Here is a 16,677-nt window from a genome sequence, read left to right on the forward strand (position 1 = left end):
GAACCCATGGGAATGAAGGATAGTGACTTAATCATGTGGATTATATTGACCACGCAAAGATCCATTGGAGGATTGGAAGAATGAACCGGTTCAGAACGGTACAAGCCAAGCTGTTTATGGCATATGCTAGTCTCATTACTCTTCTTATCATTATCTTCGTAACATCTTATTACTTGTATGTTTCTCGAGTACTTGAGCAAAAGGCTTCCGAATCCATTCATCAATTATCACTCAATATCTCGGATAAATTTGATGCAGAGCTCAAAAACATGGATGCGATCGCAGAGCGGATCATAACTTCGGACAGTCTGCGAACCTATTTTTTTGAAAATGCGGATAATCCGGCTAAAGAGCTGTATAACCGAAGGAATATCTCTAACACCCTGTTTTCCATTACAGGCTATCCGTTTCAGTTCTATCAGATTCACATTTATGGCTTGAACGGGAAGTTTATTGAATTCGGCAAAAATTTTGACGTGTCCCGCTTATCTCCCGAAACCATTCAGGGCCAGGCTTGGATCCACGCTACTTTAAATCAAGACGGACGGCGAACAATTATCCCTCCTCGCAAGGACGATTGGGATCCCAAGACGACAATCCTTTCCGTCAGCCGTGCGTTTACAGAGGTGCTCGGTGAGCCGATGGACAACATCGTCGAAATTCAGCAGGATTACGGTATCTTCGAAAACATTGTCAACCGGTCGATTGCAATTCCTGGAGAAAAAAATCCTCATTCGATCAAGGTGCACGTATATGATAAGAATGGCAGTCTGATCTACCCCTATTCCAGAGAACTGCAACCAAGCATCACACAATGGAATGAGGTCAGCAAACTTAAGGATTCTAGCGGAATTCTGACGCCTGCTTCTCTGCCGGTGATTGATGGTGGATCTGAAAATCCGGCTCAAATGGTTGCCTATTCTCGTTCCGACTTCAGTGGACTAACGGTTTTGCTCATGGAATCTGAGACCGCTTTATTGCAGCCGGTAAAAGTGTTTCGCAATCAAATCATTCTGGTCGGCATTGCCGCGCTTCTTGTGACGATGATTTTAACTTACTATGTATCCAGAGGCCTGACGACGCCAATAAAAGCGATTCGTAAATCAATTAACAGTTTAAGTTTGCAAGCGCTTCATCCCAAGAAAATAATGGATACTCCTTCTCATTTGAACGAGCTTGAAGAGCTTAAATCAGCTTTCATACAAATGTGCGAAAGACTTGAAGAGTCTTTACATGAAACCGTGGAAGCGAGGTCCCAAGAAATCAAGGCGCGCATGCTCGCCCTTCAAGCTCAGATGAATCCTCATTTTCTTTATAATACGCTGACCGTAATCAGCATCAAGGCAGACAACAATAATCAACGGGAAATCGTCAAAATGTGCACGGATCTTTCTGGCATGTTAAGATATATCGCTGTTGAAGATTCCGCTCCTGTCACCATTGAGCGGGAAATGGATTACACATCCAAATACCTGGATTTGATGAAGTCGCGCCATTCCGATCAATTCATTTGCAGTATTGATATTCCGCCAAACATGGATCAAATACGCGTTCCAAGGCTGATTATTCAACCTATTGTGGAAAACTGTTTTAAACATGCTTTTAATAAACGGCCACCGTGGCATATTCGAATTGAGGGTAAGATCAGCGATTACGGCTGGGAAATAACGATAACGGATAACGGTATCGGTTTTAGTCACGCAGTATTAACAGAAATTTCCCATAGACTTCATGATTCCGAACAACCCAATTCAGAGCATGAGCCCCATATCGGTTTGCTAAACATTTTCAACCGATTGCAGCTGCTGTATAGTAACCGCGCCGTCTTTCATTTATTGAATACGGAGGAGGGTGCAGTAGTGAGAATTGGAGGACCTTGGCCAGAGGAGATTGTACATGCTTAAAGACCATTCATTCAAAATACTGATCGCAGAAGACGAAAAAATCATTCTGGAGCACATCGTCGAAAAGATAGACCAAGCCCGTCTCGGATTCGAGGTCGTTGCCACAGCGATGAATGGAGAAGACGCTCTGGAACTGGTAAAGCACCATAAGCCTGATGTCCTGTTTACGGATGTAAAAATGCCGTTGATGGATGGCATTCAATTAACGCATCAAGTCAAAAAGCTGTATCCCGATCTCCACATCGTCATTCTAAGCGGATATGACAATTTCGAATACGCGCAGCAGGCGCTAAGGCTCGGTGTCTCCGATTATCTTCTTAAGCCAATGACCCCGGAAGGTCTGCTGGGTACGCTTAGCGAAATCAAGATCGAATTGGAGCAACGGAACACCCAATCTGAAAGAAGCATCATATCGCAATTTTTGAATGGACATCAACCGATTAATTCAAACTCTCTAGTCTTGCAAAATAGCAAGTTTATGCTCTATCTCATTTGTATCGGGAATTTATATCGTCACATTATGGATGACATCGATGTTCGAAACATAAACAAAATGTGGGACATGGTTCATTGGAATCAACTGATGAATTCTCTGGAGCCTGTGGCAAAGTGGTGGGTACTGGATGATAAAAACTGTAATGTCAAAATTCTTGTCACGGCAACCAATAATAACGATTACGATTCACTCGCAAACGCTGCAAATGAGATCCAAAATATCTTAGGCTGTTATATACACACGTCTCCCATCACTTTGAGTACGCATCTCACCCCCGTCCATTTAGGGGATTTATGGAAAATATCTCAAAAGCTCAGCACATCACTAGAAAAAGGGTTGGTTCCCGGCAAATCAACGATCATCCGGCTCGAAGACCCTAAACAGCAGGAACCCATGAGTCCGTTGGACCCGGTGGCGGCCAGTACCATTGAGAAGTTCGCCAGACAAGGAAAATTCGGTCCACTAACTTTGGAGCTTTCTCGCCTTTTTGAAGAATGGAAGTCCCCGACTTATACACAGCTTGCATTGGAGAAAAGATATGTCCAACTGGCGCGGCTCCTATCGGATCACCTGGATAATCCCCGCCTAGATGCGGCTGTCATGGAATCCGAAATTCATCGAATCTTGGCAACCGCCAGTCATCTTGCTGATATAAGCCAGAACATGTTAAAGCTGTTCACGGATTACTTACCTGTGTCGAAGAAGCTTGATTCGGCCGGAGAACTGTACGTTAAGCTCGAAGAATACATCCGTCTTCATTTCACCCAAGCCATAAACGTAGATCATTTAGCCCATACGTTTCAATTTAACGCTTCCTATATAATCCGGGTGTTCAAAAAATATCATGGTATTCCGCCGCTTCAATACCTTATTTCACTGAGGATTAATGAAGCAAAACGATTGATTAAAGAAAAGCCCGAGATGGACATCAAAGACATTTCCGAAATCATAGGATATACCGACCAGCATTATTTCAGCCGCGTATTTCGGAGCTGGACAGGAATGAATCCTTCGGAATACAGAGACTCAGTGAAAAAAAATCTTCAGATGTAGCGGTGAAGCTATAGTTTATAAGCGGCGACCTGATCCCGGTAATTCATCGGTGACAGGTCGCCCATTTTGTGTGAGATTCATCTTATAAAGAAAAATTTGTTAGCGGCAACATAATCTCAAAGGTAGTACCTTCATTTATGACGCTGTTGATATTAATTTCGCCCTTATGATCTCTGATCTTAAGATAAATTGTCGCGCTCGTATCGGTTGAACCAGCCTTAAGCAGCGGAACGATATTATGAAATGGTGTTGTCCCCAAAACCACCAAACAAAAAAGCAGCAATTATAGATACTATCCCTAAACACAAAAAAACCACTTCAAAAGTGGTTTTCGTGAAAAATGATGGATTGTCAGGGACTCGAACCCTGGACCGCCTGATTAAGAGTCAGATGCTCTACCAACTGAGCTAACAATCCACAATGTGATGAAATTTTGGTGGAGCCTAGGGGGATCGAACCCCTGACCTCATCGCTGCCAGCGATGCGCTCTCCCAGCTGAGCTAAGGCCCCTTAAACGATAATCGCATCAAAAAGAGTACTTTAATAATATAGCACAGCAGACAGGCCTATGCAACACTTTTTTTTAAAAAAATCTTTGCTTCAACATATGAAAAGGACGAAAAAGCTTGTTAAGCATTCACATGCTTGCTCTTTTCGTCCTTTTTTGCCTTGGCGGATCAGTCAACGGAGTCCGGCATGGTGTTTTTCGAAAGCAGCCCTTTAAGCTCCTTCATAAACATATTGATATCCTTAAACTGCCGGTACACGGATGCGAAGCGCACGTAGGCAACCTCATCGACAGGATATAGCTGCTCCATAACCAGTTCGCCGATCTGGCGGCTTTCCACTTCAGCGACAGCCGTATTGCGCAGGGACTTCTCTACCTCCGAGACGATGGCTTCCAGCTGTTCTACGGACACAGGGCGCTTCTCGCAGGCACGGATTAAGCCGCGCAGAATTTTATCGCGACTGAATTCTTCGCGGCTGCCGCCTTTTTTAATGACGATCAGCGGTGTCTCCTCCACCATTTCAAATGTCGTGAACCGCCGGCTGCATTTCTCACATTCACGTCTGCGGCGAATCGACTTATTGTCATTGGCCGGACGGGAATCCAGCACCTTGGTGCCTGCGTAATCACAGTACGGGCATTTCATGCAAACTCACTTCCTTTATCCTTCACATTAGGTTTTAAATACACGAAAAATCAATTAAAAAAAGCTGTGAGGCCTCTCCCTGCAAGGGCTGGCGGGAAATAGCTTATATTTCCAGTTAAAATGTTCTCAAAAAAGTTATGAAGATTCGATTTTCGAGACATAATACTTTTACCAACAGCGAGGAGGTGAACATCAATGGCACAAAACAGTTCGAACAACCTGGTAGTAACAAAAGCTACTGCTGCCCTCAACCAAATGAAATATGAAGTTGCTCAAGAACTGGGTATCTCCATCCCACAAGACGGATACCAAGGCAACATGACTTCCTATGAGAACGGTTCGATCGGGGGATACATCACAAAACGTCTTGTAACCCTGGCTGAACAACAATTGGCTGGTCAATTCAAATAATACATGCTTACTCCGAGGAAGTATTGAGGCAGCCCGTAAGCTGCTTCAATGCTTCTTTGTTTACCTACAAGTAAACGTCTACAGACGTGCATTCACAGTTCATAACTTCCTTATATCTTCAAAAATCGCTGTAAATACGCGTATATTGATTATAATAATAAACCACTCGTTGAATATAATGCCTTGTTTCACCGATTGGAATGTCCTTTGCAGACTCCAGTGTCCCGTCCCAAACGCCTTTTTTAAGCCAACCGTCCACCTTACCTGGCCCTGCGTTATAAGCGGCAATGACCGCAATCCTGTTGCCTTTGAACTGATTGTTCAGATTTTTCAAATACCAGGTGCCGATCTCGATGCTGGCTTCAGGCTTGTGTTTAATATGGTCCATCGTAACCTCAGGAAGCTTGGCCTGTTCCATCGCCCATTGGGCCGTATCCGGCATCAGCTGCATAAGACCAAGTGCACCCTTTTTGGATTCCTTGCCCAGCTTGAAATTCGACTCCACCCGAATGATGGAAGCAATCAAAAACGGGTCCACATCGTAGCGTTCGGATTGCTCTCTGATATTGTCTTTATAATATATGGGATAGAACCAAGACATCCAGTTGGTGCTGAAAAAGAGAACGACGACGAAGCCGAGAAACAACAAGAGAAGAAATCTCTTTTTGCGCAAAAAACGGAGGAGCTTCATGCGTACCCTGACTGAAGCCAGAATTCGTCGACTTGGCGTTTGGTTTGTTCAGCATCTCCGCTGTTATCGATCACGATATCCGCCCTCTGCTTCTTCTCTTCAATGTCCATTTGCGACCGGATTCTGGCTGATGCCTCATCTCGGCTTAATCGGTTGCGCTTCATCAAGCGTTCCAGTTGAGTGGCCTTCGGCGCATACACCATCATGACCCGCTCAAACATGGCCTCCAGACCCGACTCAAACAGCAGAGGAATGTCCACGACAACGAGCTTGTCCGGATATTCTCTTTCCAATGACTCCATCTGCATGCGAATTTCTCTGCGAATAGCCGGATGCGTAATATCATTCAATGCTTGCCTCTGTGTAGGATCGTGGAAAACGATCTCCCCCAGTTTTTTTCTGTCCAAAGTGCCGTCCGCAAGAAGCACAGCTTGTCCGAAATGATCGGTAACGGCCGACAAAACGGGATGACCCGGGAGCATAACCTCCCGGGCAATCACATCGGCATCAACAAGCAAGGCTCCCTTGTTTACCAAGAGAGCGGACACGGTACTTTTTCCAGTTGCTATACCTCCGGTTAACCCGATATTCATGTGCTTAACTCACCTCATAACAGCTTTATTATTCCCATGGCTATTAATAATAACGCCGGAAGCGCGGTAAAATGCCGCATCCACGACCTGGATGCAAACCGGAAACCGGTCTTCATGCCAATAACCAGAAAAGTACCACTGAATAGCGCAATCACAAGGGCCGTCCAGACCGGTGAAAATCCAAGCAATGCCGCACCAAGTCCGGCTCCGAAGGCATCAAGGGATAGCGCTATCCCGAGCCACATCGCTTCAATGCCCGAAATACTTCCCGATTTATCGATATCGGCAGATGACGGCGTCCGTAAAATGCGGATGACCAGCCCCAGCTTGCGGATTTCCAAAGAGAACACCGTCTGTTCAGGCTTTGGAGCTGCAGAAGCTGCTGTTTCCATGGAATGCGCATTTTCGACCGACTTGATCGTTGCGGATTCTTTTTCCTCACGATTTCTTTCTTTCTGAATCAGGAGCTGGATCAAAGACCAGGAACCCATAATAATCAATATGACAGCTCCGACAATGGACGCGGCCTCAGGAGATACTACCTTAGCCAACAGTACACCCACTTGCATCGATATATAAATAATGACACCGGAGCATAACGAAATGATCACTACGGACAGCGGTGAGATCTTCATCTGCCTGAGTCCATATGTAATCCCGACACCAAAACTATCCAAACTTAATGCAAATGCGAGCAGGAGCAGTGAAAAGACATGACTGAGCACCCCTGGTTTCCCTCCCCTTGATGAAACGGACATCCGGAGCCTGTAATAAAGAGAGGCCTCCGGCGTTCCGTTTCCCCTGAAGTCAATTCCATATCAGTATATGGAGGGGACGAACAAGGGGTGCACGCCCATGCTTTTATTTACTTATGGCTTGATCGACTGGCATACCGGACAAAAATGAGTGCCACGGCCGCCGACAACAGATTTTTCGATGAGTGTCCCGCAGCTCTGGCACGGCTGGTTCTGGCGTCCGTAAATCTTGAGCTGATGCTGGAACATCCCCATCTCGCCCTGTCCATTGACATACGATTTGATGGAAGATCCCCCCACTTCAACCGATTCCGACAGGGTAGCTACCACGGCCTGATGCAATGCCTGGAACTGCTCGTCCGTCAGCGTATTCGTCAGCTGTTCGGGATGGATGCCAGCCCTGAAAAGAGACTCATCCACATAAATATTACCGATCCCGACGACATATGCCTGGTTTAACAAAACTGCCTTGATTTTCGTCGTTTTGCCTGCCAGGGCAGCCTGGAATTTCTCGACTGTAAAATCGGCGTCTAGCGGCTCAAGTCCCAGTTTGGACAAGGGCGGCATGTTCAATTCCTCGCCAGGCTGGAACAAATGCATCGTCCCGAACTGGCGGACGTCCTTATAGCGTAGCTCGGTTCCGTCTTTGAAATGGAAAATAACATGCGTATGCTTTTCCACCGGCTCGGAGCTGTCATATACGCCGTATCGTCCTTCCATCCGCAGATGGGATACCAGAACCAGATCATCCAGCAAAATGCGCAAAAATTTCCCGCGGCGTTCCACACCTTGAATGGTCTGTCCTGCCAGCATAAAAGCAAACTGATCTATATCGTCAGGGCGCTGAATAATCCGCGCCAAATTTACGGTAACATGGTCAATCTCCTTGCCTTTGACCAATTGATTTAATGTTCTTTTGACTGTCTCGACTTCCGGTAATTCCGGCATGATGACTTCACCTCATCCCCATTATAACGGAAGTTCCCCTTCTATGGGGCATTATTTCGCTTCGTACCAATTCATCCCATAGCTGACTTCCGCTTTCAGCGGTACGGACAATGCCAGGGCCTTTTCCATCGTCTCTGGCACCAGTTTTTTCATGAGTTCCAGCTCGTCTGCCGGTACCTCGAATACAAGTTCGTCATGAACCTGAAGCAGCATGCGGCTCTTCAGTTTCTTTTCTGCCAATGCAGCATCCATGTGGACCATCGCTAGCTTAATGATATCTGCCGCCGTGCCTTGAATCGGCGTGTTCATCGCCGTACGCTCCGCGAAGGAACGCAAGTTGAAATTGCTGGCGTTAATTTCCGGCAAATAACGTCTTCTTTCCAGCAGCGTCGTCACATACCCGTCCCGCTTCGCGTCCTTTACGATGTCGTCCATGTAACGGCGAACCCCGCTGAACGCGTCGAAATATTGATCGATAAATCGCGCGGCTTCTTTCCGGGTGATATTCAGGTTCTGCGACAATCCGTAATCGCTGATGCCGTATACGATGCCGAAGTTGACGGCCTTCGCCGACCGGCGCATGTTCGAGTCTACTTCCTCTGCTTGAACGCCAAACACATCCATCGCCGTCTTCGTGTGAATATCCATGTCATGCAGGAAGGCTTCCTTCAGACCCTTGTCATCGGAAATATGCGCAAGCACGCGCAGCTCGATCTGCGAGTAGTCCGCCGCAAGAATATGCCAGTCCGGCTCAGACGGCACGAACACCTTACGGATCTTGCGTCCTTCCTCCAGACGGATCGGAATGTTCTGCAGGTTCGGATACTGGCTGCTCAGACGTCCCGTAGCTGCAATGGTCTGACGATAATAGGTATGCACCTTTCCTGTCTCTGGCGAAATTTCCTTGAGCAGGCCTTCCACGTAAGTCGACTGCAGCTTGGCAATGGTCCGATATTGCAGGATCAGACGCACGACATCATGATAAGGAGCCAGCTTCTCCAGCACCTCGGCATCCGTAGAGTAACCGGTCTTCGTCTTCTTGACAACTGGCAGTCCCAGCTTCACGAACAGGATCTCGCCCAGCTGTTTCGGCGAATTCAGATTAAACTCCGTGCCGGCGATCTCGTATATTTCTTTGACAAGCTCACTGATTTGGCCTTCGAATTCCTTGCCCAGCTCAGTCAGGTCATTCTTATTCACCGAGATTCCCTGCTTCTCCATATCTGCAAGAATTCGGGACAACGGCATTTCGAGATCATGGAAGAGAGACGCCATTTCATTGCCTTCCAGTTCTCTTTCCTGCTGCGGAATCAGATCCAGAATCGCTGCACTCTTGGCAGCCATATGTTTGCTCAGTACCTCGTCTTCCGGCACTTTGTATTTGGCACCCTTGCCGTATACCTCTTCATCGGAAGCGAGGAACTGCAGGCCGTACTTGGCGGCAAGCGCATGGACGTTCTGGTTCGATTCGGTCGGGTCCAGGAGGTACGCGGCCAATTGGACATCAAACGATGCGCCGGCAAACGCGATGCCTTTCCAATGTAGCGCCAAATCTGTGCGGTGCAGATCATAACCACGCTTAGGAATATCCTGATCCGCAAGCCACTTCCGCACCGGTTCCGCTTCTTCCGTCTTGAGCAGTTCATACGAAACATAGTAATGCTGTTCGGGAGATGAGAACACGGCTCCAATCACATCCGCATGGTGAGGATTATCCCCGTTCGTCTCCACATGCAGCGCCTCGATCGTAGACAACGCTTCAACCAACACATGGATATGTTCTTCATCCAGAATTTCGACCTTAATCTCCTTGGCTGGTGCTTGCTCCTGGGCAGGATGATCCGGGTTGCTGCCGTCCGCCTTAAAGGACAAGCGTTCCAGCAGTGACTTGAATTCCAGTTTGGCAAGGGCCGGACCGGCCGTTTCTTCCTTAAGACCGTTAAAGTTCATGTCGTCAAAGGACTTGTCCAGTGGTACCTCACGGTAGATCGTAGCCAGTTTCTTGCTCATGACCGCATCGTCCGCATGGGTCTCGATCTTCTCTTTCATTTTCCCTTTCAGCTCGCTGGTATTTGCCAATACCTCTTCAACCGAACCAAATTGATGCAGGAGCTTGAGCGCCGTTTTCTCGCCTACCCCCGGAATGCCCGGAATATTATCGGAAGCATCGCCCATGAGCCCTTTAAGATCTATGATCTGCAGCGGCGTCAGGCCATATCTTTCCTGGATCTGTTCCGGTGCATAAGTCTCGATTTCTGTTACGCCTTTACGCGTCAGTCCAACCTGTACATGATCGGAAGCCAACTGAAGCATGTCCTTGTCACCGGTGACGACGAGTATCTGATGACCCGCTTCCTCTGCGATCCGGGATACCGTCCCGATGATATCATCCGCTTCGTATCCGCTCAGCTCAAACTGCGATATGCCGAAGCCCTGGAGCAACTCTTTCAGGAGCGGAAACTGTTCGGACAGTTCCGGTGGCGTTTTTTCGCGGCCGCCCTTGTACTCCTGGTATCCCTCATGGCGAAAGGTTATCTTCCCGGCATCAAAAGCAACCATCATATGCGTGGGTTTATGATCTTCAATCAATCGCAAAAGCATATTCGTAAATCCATACACGGCATTCGTGTGGAGTCCCTTGTTGTTCGTTAATGGAGGCATCGCAAAAAATGCCCGGTAAATGATACTGTTTCCATCAATCAGAATCAGTTTGCTACTCATACAGCACCTTCCCTTTTTTAACTTCCTTTTATTCATGAAAAGAAAACCATTGATCGATGTACTTTAAAGAGGGCAGACCACGATTAGCGGAAATTCCCCTAGTGATGTTCTGCATATTTGTTCCTTGAAGTGATACCTTTTCATATCTTAACACATGACCCCTCATTCGAGAAAAAAATCGGCATTCTAAAACACAAAAACACCGGAATTTCTCCGATGTTTTCATGATCCACAAGTCATATGGGAAAACCGGCTTTACCGGTTTAAGTCGGGGCGCTTGCCCGTTACGAGATAAACGGCGCTTTCCCCAATATTGGTCGCATGGTCTGCGATCCGTTCGATATAACGTCCGACCAGCGTCAGCAATAGAGCTTGCGGCAGCGAGTCGGGATTTGATCTCATATGACCATATAATTCCGTCAAGATTTGGCTGTACAGATGGTCAACCTGATCGTCGTCCTGAGCCATTTTGTATGCAAGGTCCGTATTTTCGTCCAAATAAGAGGTAATGGCCTCTTCGATCATCACTTTCACGATGTTGGCCATTTGCGGAATATCAATCAGCGGTTTGATGAGCTGTTCCCCTTGCAGGCGCAAAGTCACTTTAGCCACATCCAGCGCAAGATCGCCCATGCGTTCCAGGTCACTGGAAATCTTGAATGCAACGAGTATTCTTCGAAGATCCTTGGCAACGGGCTGCTGAGTAACGATGAGTCTGGAGCCGATGTCCATAATTTCTTCTTCCATCAGATTGAGCTTGGCATCTGCCTGCACGATTTCCTGTGCCTTTACGCAGTCCTGGGTTTTGAGGCTGATCACTGCTTCATCAAGCGCCCTCACCACATGCTCCCCCATCTTAACCAGCAGCGAGCGAAGCTGCTCCAGATCCTGATCCAATTCTTTTCTCCGAATCATGGCCGATGTTTCCCCCTATATCAAGTATTGTTTCTCCATATCAGCCGAAACGACCGGAGATATAATCTTCTGTTCTGGAATCGCGCGGATTACTGAACAGTGTATTGGTTTCATCCGCTTCGACAACCTCCCCGTTCAGGAAGAACACCGTACGGCCAGACACGCGGGCAGCCTGGTGCATGTTATGCGTAACCATGACAATCGTGTATTTTTCTTTCAGCTCTTGCACCAACTCTTCGATTTTCAGCGTGGAGATCGGATCGAGCGCAGATGTCGCTTCATCCATCAGAAGAATATCCGGCTCAACAGCCAACGCGCGAGCGATGCAAAGGCGCTGCTGCTGCCCGCCGGACAGACTAAGCGCCGAACGTTTCTGGTAGTCCTTCACTTCTTCCCATAGCGCAGCTTGACGCAAGCTTTCTTCTACAATGCCATCCAGCGTTTTTTTGTTCGTGACGCCATGAAGGCGCGGGCCATAGGCAATATTGTCATAGATCGATTTCGGAAAAGGATTCGGCTGTTGAAATACCATGCCGACACGTTTGCGCAGTTCCTCCACAAATACATCCTTGCCGTAGATCCCGGTGCCGCTGATTTTGACGGAGCCCTCGATCCGCGTACCCGTAATCATGTCATTCATCCGGTTCAGTGTGCGGAGCAGCGTGGATTTACCGCAGCCCGACGGACCGATAAAAGCGGTGATAGTCTTTTCCGGAATATCCAAATGTATATTTTTCAAGGCATGGAACTGGTCATAATATAAGTTCAAGTCTTCGATTTCAATGATATTTTCCATTCCTAATCAGGTCTCCTTATCGTTCATTGGGACATCCTGTATTCACTCGTCATCGCAAGTGCTGGACCTGTGACTCTATTGATTGTATATCCTTTATGTAAAGGCTGTGTGCCACAATTGTAAACGCAGTGTAAAATGTGAATCCGGGTCTATCTATGGAATTCCTTCAAGTGAGAGTCCGTTCCAGTTCCTTTTTCACGCCAAGCGCCTGCTTGGCTGTATCTCTTGCCAGCTGGTGTACGGATCTGCCGGTCTTTTCCACATGTCCAACAGCCTGCTCCAGCTCGCCGAACATCCGGCTTCCTTGGGTCAATTGTTCAGCCCCTGCCTGAATTTGCCGCACTCCAGAAGCGGTTAACGTCCCGGTTTCGGCGGCTAATTGGCTGATACGCTCCAGAAGCCCGGAAATATCTGCTGCGAGGCTCCGGGTCTGCGCTGCCAATGATCTTACTTCCGCCGCAACAATTTGAAACCCTCTGCCTTGGCTTCCCGCATGAGCTGCTTCAATAGAGGCGTTGATAGCCAGGAGGCCGCTTTGATCCGCAAGCTTCGCGATTCCCTGCGTAAGCGAGGAGATTTGGCCTGCATCCTCGATGAGACGGGATACCTGCTTCTGATTCCGGTTCATGTGAGCGACGGCTTCCGTATATGATTGTCCTGCTTCATCTAGCTTCAGCCTTCCTTCTGACGTCCATTCTTTCATGCGGAGGCATTCTTCAAGCGTAAGGCTCGCAGCCTCCGCAACTTCTCCCAGCGAATGCTCCATGCCGCTCACATGTCCGTAATTCTCTGATATCGTACGTCTTCTCTGCTCCTCTGCTTCGGTCTGAAGCAGCCCCGACATCTTCATCAGATCCTGAACCGTCAGGACTCCAGCCAGCCGGTCCTTCTCCGTCACGATCACGCAGTCATAGAACCGGTTCTCCGGTCTTTCCAGTGCCCGCCGAATCATCAGAGCCGGGTCCTCTTCCATTTCCACAATCAAAATATCTTCTTCGGCGAATTTTTTTACTGAGCGGTCAAAATATAAATCAGCTGCAAACCGGCCTGTCAATCTCCGAAAAAAGGCGTCCTTCATCAGAAGTCCTTCCGGGCGATGGTTCTCTCCACAGATGACCAGACATGGAAAATGCGGGTGTTCTTTCAACATTCCAAGTGCTTCCCTGCAGGTGACAGACGAATTCAATGCAGGGACCGTGCGGCAGCATTCAGCGGCAGATATTTTGCTTACCTGTTGTCCGGGAACATTTGATACTGCTGTGTCCATCAGCATAGGGTCTGCGTTCTGGTTCTTTTCAGATATAGGCTCTTGAAGATTGTTACTCGTGCTTCTCTCCATTTGCAGTGTGCTCAAGACCAAACTCCCCCTCAGAACTTCTCTTTAGCCGCATCATAACGCTGAATGATTAACAGAAGATTCGACACGGATCAAGTGAGTGTAAAAACAAACCGTTATCGATGTTAATTGCATTCGCCGAACCGGCATACACAAACATCCACACACAAAAAAAAGCCCCCATCATGATTCCTGATGATGAGCGCTTCTTTTTTTATTGATAACCAGTTTATATCCCACTCCGCGGATGGAGTCGATATGCACAGATTCAGGATCAAGCTCAAGCTTTTTGCGGAGCGAACTGACATGGACGTCCACCGTCCGCTGGCCTCCGATGTAATCGAAACCCCAAACGGCATTCATTAAATCATCTCTCGTCAGCACTACGCCCGGCTTGCGGGCCAGGTACAGCAATACTTCGAATTCCTTTGGTCTTAGGCTGATACTTGTGCTGCCAAGCAGCACCTCATACTTTTCCGGGAAAATCTCCAGCTGTCCCAGCCGGATCGCAGAATCCGCGGTTTCCGGGACCATCTCCTCCTTCGCTCCCGAGACACGCCGTAACACCGTACCCACGCGGGCCAAAAGTTCAGAGACACCAAACGGCTTCGTGATGTAATCATCCGCGCCCAGCTTAAGGCCCTGCACCACTTCTTCTTCCGCGTTTTTGGCAGTTAAAATAATTACCGGAGTCGTGATGGCCTTCCCTCTCAGTTTGCCAAGAATATCGAATCCATTCATTCCCGGCAGCATCAAATCCAGTATGATCAAGTCAAAAGGCTCTTGAACCGCACGCTCAAATCCGGAAGTTCCGTGATCTTCTATGGTGACTTCATAGCCTTCTTGCGTCAGATTGTAAGAGAGCAATCTGGCCAAAGTCGGCTCATCTTCAATAACCAGCAAGCGCTGCGTCATTTATTAATTCCCCCGTTCTAAAAACAATGGTTTCGAATGCTGACAAGCCCATCGTAACACTCAAATGTTAACTCTGTGTAAACAAGAAGCATCAACATCGCACCTTTTTTAAGATTACAGAAATGAAAAGCGTAACGAAAGGATTCTTTTCGCTTAATCCTGCAGCATAGGCAGTTCAACCGTAAATGTAGTTCCGATGCCGAGTTCGCTTTCCACGGAGATTTCTCCATGATGCAGGTCGACCAGGTGTTTTACGATGGAAAGTCCGAGGCCGGTCCCGCCTGAGTTGCGCGACCTGCCCTTATCCACCCGGTAAAAGCGTTCAAATATTCGCGGTTGGTCCTTTTTAGGTATGCCAATTCCCGTATCGGAAACCTTCATGATCACCTTATCGGATTCCTCGTCATCCCCGCGTTCCTGAATGATAAGCTCCACTTTGCCGCCGTCCTGCGTGTAGCTTACGGCATTGGACAAGAGATTAATCAAAATTTGCCGGAGCTTATCCTCATCCGCCTCCACGAACAACTCTTCCGGGATTTCGGTATGCAGCGTGATCCTTTTTTTCTTGGCCACGGTTCCGATCGTATCCATAATGGACGCGCAGAAAGAGGCTAAATGAACCGGTGCGTAATCCATCGGAGAACGCTTGGATTCGATTTTCGACAAATCAAGTATATCACTTATCAAGCGGTTCAGCCGCTCACTTTCATCGTATATGATTTGCAGGAAGGATCTCGCTGTCTCTTCATCTTTGACGCCGCCTCCGAGCAGCGTCTCGGAGAATCCCTTCACGGCTGCCACCGGCGTTTTCAGCTCATGCGATACATTCGCCACAAATTCGCTTCGCATATTCTCCAGTCGGCGGATCGCCGTCACGTCCTGAAGCAGAAACAGCATGCCTTTAAAAGAATGTTCCTCTCCGAACATAGGCACTCCATCCAGATGCAGAATGGTTTCTTCCGGCTGGTACACGCTTCGTTCCTCATGGATAATCACCCGTTCCGTTATTCCGTCCTTGATCAGCCGGGTCAGCTCATAATACTGCTTTAGTTCATTGAAAGAACGCCCGTTCAGTTGGCCGGGACCGACATGCAACATTCTTTCTGCGGCCGGGTTGATGAGGGCAATGCTGCCTGTCGCGTCCACCAGAAGTATTCCGCTGGTCATGTTATCGAGTACACTTTGGAGAAGGTCCTCATTATCACGTATCGTTTGCAGCTGATTTTGAAGACTATCCGCCATGCCGTTAATCGCCTTGGCCAGCTCTCCGATCTCATCCTTCCGGTACATATTGACTCTCGCATCATAATCGAGACCGGATATCCTCCCCGCAACCCTGGTAATTTTCTCCAGAGGAGATGTCAGTCCAGCCGCAACACGGTAGCTGACAAGTGTAGCCACGACGAACAAAATAGCCAACCCGCCCGCCATCAGCGTCCAGCCCTTGCGAACTCCCTCGTCAACGGATTCCAGACTCACAGACAAGCGGATAAAACCATCGTAATTACCACCGGAAACGACTGGCACCGCTACATATAGCATGTCCTCCCGAAGAGTAGAACTGTACCTAATCGCATGCCCGGCGCCTTTTTGCGCCGCGTTAACGATCTCTTCGCGCGTGCTGTGATTATCCATAAGGAGCGGATCGCTTTCCGAATCTCCGATGACCGTTCCGTCTTTCGTAATAAACGTAACCCTCGAGTCGATAAGTCCGGCCAGATATCTGGATTCACGTGTATAGTAAGTCACCGCACTTTCTCCCGAAGCGGGACGAAAATCAAACGTTCGGCTCAGTAGGTTGATCTCCCTGATCATATTGTCTTCTAATGCGGAAATATGGGATTTTTTAAACACCTGGGCCATCGTAATGCCCGCACCCACCATGGAGATGCCAATCATGATCATTAAGATCAAGGTGAGTCTGATACGAAAGGGTCTCATTGCCGTCTTCCTTTTCATGAGTTTTCATTTCATTTTTCTTATTCTTAT

At 48.0% G+C, this 16,677-nt stretch carries 14 protein-coding genes and 2 tRNA genes; 3 read left to right on the forward strand and 13 right to left on the reverse strand.

The features are described from left to right. Positions 1 to 80: 80 nt before the first annotated feature. A complete protein-coding gene (locus tag GRF59_RS10180; protein WP_160497454.1) occupies positions 81 to 1,904 on the forward strand; it encodes a sensor histidine kinase in 1,824 nt (607 codons plus the stop codon). Next, the gene (locus tag GRF59_RS10185) at positions 1,897 to 3,453 is read left to right on the forward strand and encodes a response regulator transcription factor (RefSeq protein ID WP_160497455.1); all 1,557 of its coding nucleotides are present in this window, start codon (positions 1,897 to 1,899) and stop codon (positions 3,451 to 3,453) included. Before GRF59_RS10180 ends, GRF59_RS10185 begins: the two co-directional genes overlap by 8 nt. A gap of 344 nt (positions 3,454 to 3,797) precedes the next feature. Here the strand turns inward: GRF59_RS10185 and GRF59_RS10190 are convergent. The 3 genes from GRF59_RS10190 to nrdR form a co-directional block, all read right to left on the reverse strand. After that, positions 3,798 to 3,870 (reverse strand) — tRNA-Lys (locus GRF59_RS10190). Positions 3,871 to 3,887: 17 nt separating this feature from the next. Then, a tRNA-Ala gene (locus GRF59_RS10195) sits at positions 3,888 to 3,963 on the reverse strand. Positions 3,964 to 4,130: 167 nt separating this feature from the next. Beyond that, a complete protein-coding gene (gene nrdR / locus GRF59_RS10200; RefSeq protein WP_160497456.1) occupies positions 4,131 to 4,607 on the reverse strand; it encodes a transcriptional regulator NrdR in 477 nt (158 codons plus the stop codon). Positions 4,608 to 4,802: 195 nt separating this feature from the next. Between nrdR and GRF59_RS10205 the strand changes: the two genes are divergently transcribed. Then, on the forward strand, positions 4,803 to 5,018 hold the full coding sequence (locus GRF59_RS10205; protein WP_160497457.1) for an alpha/beta-type small acid-soluble spore protein: 216 nt from the start codon (positions 4,803 to 4,805) through the stop codon (positions 5,016 to 5,018). A gap of 118 nt (positions 5,019 to 5,136) precedes the next feature. Here GRF59_RS10205 and GRF59_RS10210 read toward each other — a convergent pair whose 3' ends face one another. The 10 genes from GRF59_RS10210 to pnpS all read right to left on the reverse strand — a co-directional run bounded on the left by GRF59_RS10210 (position 5,137) and on the right by pnpS (position 16,629). Continuing rightward, positions 5,137 to 5,709: a lytic transglycosylase domain-containing protein gene (locus tag GRF59_RS10210; RefSeq protein ID WP_160497458.1), complete on the reverse strand. Its 573-nt coding sequence runs from the start codon at positions 5,707 to 5,709 to the stop codon at positions 5,137 to 5,139. Beyond that, complete coding sequence (coaE, locus tag GRF59_RS10215; RefSeq protein WP_160497459.1) at positions 5,706 to 6,302, reverse strand: dephospho-CoA kinase; 597 nt, start codon at positions 6,300 to 6,302, stop codon at positions 5,706 to 5,708. Before coaE ends, GRF59_RS10210 begins: the two co-directional genes overlap by 4 nt. Before the next feature lie 14 nt (positions 6,303 to 6,316). Next, on the reverse strand, positions 6,317 to 7,027 hold the full coding sequence (locus GRF59_RS10220) for a manganese efflux pump (protein ID WP_160497460.1): 711 nt from the start codon (positions 7,025 to 7,027) through the stop codon (positions 6,317 to 6,319). A gap of 144 nt (positions 7,028 to 7,171) precedes the next feature. Next, positions 7,172 to 8,005, reverse strand: coding sequence for a DNA-formamidopyrimidine glycosylase (mutM, locus tag GRF59_RS10225; protein ID WP_160497461.1), 834 nt, complete (start codon positions 8,003 to 8,005; stop codon positions 7,172 to 7,174). 51 nt (positions 8,006 to 8,056) lie between these two features. Then, a complete protein-coding gene (gene polA / locus GRF59_RS10230; protein ID WP_160497462.1) occupies positions 8,057 to 10,726 on the reverse strand; it encodes a DNA polymerase I in 2,670 nt (889 codons plus the stop codon). A 255-nt stretch (positions 10,727 to 10,981) separates the two neighbouring features. Next, entirely contained in the window at positions 10,982 to 11,641 is a 660-nt protein-coding gene (gene phoU, locus GRF59_RS10235; protein WP_160497463.1) for a phosphate signaling complex protein PhoU, read from the reverse strand. A gap of 40 nt (positions 11,642 to 11,681) precedes the next feature. Continuing rightward, on the reverse strand, positions 11,682 to 12,437 hold the full coding sequence (pstB, locus tag GRF59_RS10240) for a phosphate ABC transporter ATP-binding protein PstB (protein ID WP_160497464.1): 756 nt from the start codon (positions 12,435 to 12,437) through the stop codon (positions 11,682 to 11,684). Between the two features lie 166 nt (positions 12,438 to 12,603). Beyond that, entirely contained in the window at positions 12,604 to 13,791 is a 1,188-nt protein-coding gene (locus GRF59_RS10245; protein ID WP_160497465.1) for a methyl-accepting chemotaxis protein, read from the reverse strand. 165 nt (positions 13,792 to 13,956) lie between these two features. Beyond that, positions 13,957 to 14,688 carry a response regulator transcription factor gene (locus GRF59_RS10250; protein WP_160497466.1) on the reverse strand — a complete coding sequence of 244 codons (732 nt, stop codon included), beginning with the start codon at positions 14,686 to 14,688 and terminating at the stop codon, positions 13,957 to 13,959. 153 nt (positions 14,689 to 14,841) lie between these two features. Beyond that, positions 14,842 to 16,629, reverse strand: coding sequence for a two-component system histidine kinase PnpS (gene pnpS / locus GRF59_RS10255; RefSeq protein ID WP_160497467.1), 1,788 nt, complete (start codon positions 16,627 to 16,629; stop codon positions 14,842 to 14,844). Positions 16,630 to 16,677 lie beyond the last annotated feature (48 nt).

The organism is Paenibacillus dendrobii (assembly GCF_009807035.1).
GTDB classification, from domain to species: domain Bacteria; phylum Bacillota; class Bacilli; order Paenibacillales; family Paenibacillaceae; genus Paenibacillus_AQ; species Paenibacillus_AQ dendrobii.

Excerpts from the sequence above, each read along its gene's own strand:
- phoU (WP_160497463.1), bottom strand. The coding sequence starts at position 11,641 with ATGATTCGGAGAAAAGAATTGGATCAGGATCTGGAGCAGCTTCGCTCG.
- nrdR (WP_160497456.1), bottom strand. The coding sequence starts at position 4,607 with ATGAAATGCCCGTACTGTGATTACGCAGGCACCAAGGTGCTGGATTCC.
- GRF59_RS10250 (WP_160497466.1), bottom strand. The coding sequence starts at position 14,688 with ATGACGCAGCGCTTGCTGGTTATTGAAGATGAGCCGACTTTGGCCAGA.
- pstB (WP_160497464.1), bottom strand. The coding sequence starts at position 12,437 with ATGGAAAATATCATTGAAATCGAAGACTTGAACTTATATTATGACCAG.
- pnpS (WP_160497467.1), bottom strand. The coding sequence starts at position 16,629 with ATGAGACCCTTTCGTATCAGACTCACCTTGATCTTAATGATCATGATT.
- polA (WP_160497462.1), bottom strand. The coding sequence starts at position 10,726 with ATGAGTAGCAAACTGATTCTGATTGATGGAAACAGTATCATTTACCGG.
- mutM (WP_160497461.1), bottom strand. The coding sequence starts at position 8,005 with ATGCCGGAATTACCGGAAGTCGAGACAGTCAAAAGAACATTAAATCAA.
- GRF59_RS10185 (WP_160497455.1), top strand. The coding sequence starts at position 1,897 with ATGCTTAAAGACCATTCATTCAAAATACTGATCGCAGAAGACGAAAAA.
- coaE (WP_160497459.1), bottom strand. The coding sequence starts at position 6,302 with ATGAATATCGGGTTAACCGGAGGTATAGCAACTGGAAAAAGTACCGTG.
- GRF59_RS10180 (WP_160497454.1), top strand. The coding sequence starts at position 81 with ATGAACCGGTTCAGAACGGTACAAGCCAAGCTGTTTATGGCATATGCT.
- GRF59_RS10205 (WP_160497457.1), top strand. The coding sequence starts at position 4,803 with ATGGCACAAAACAGTTCGAACAACCTGGTAGTAACAAAAGCTACTGCT.
- GRF59_RS10210 (WP_160497458.1), bottom strand. The coding sequence starts at position 5,709 with ATGAAGCTCCTCCGTTTTTTGCGCAAAAAGAGATTTCTTCTCTTGTTG.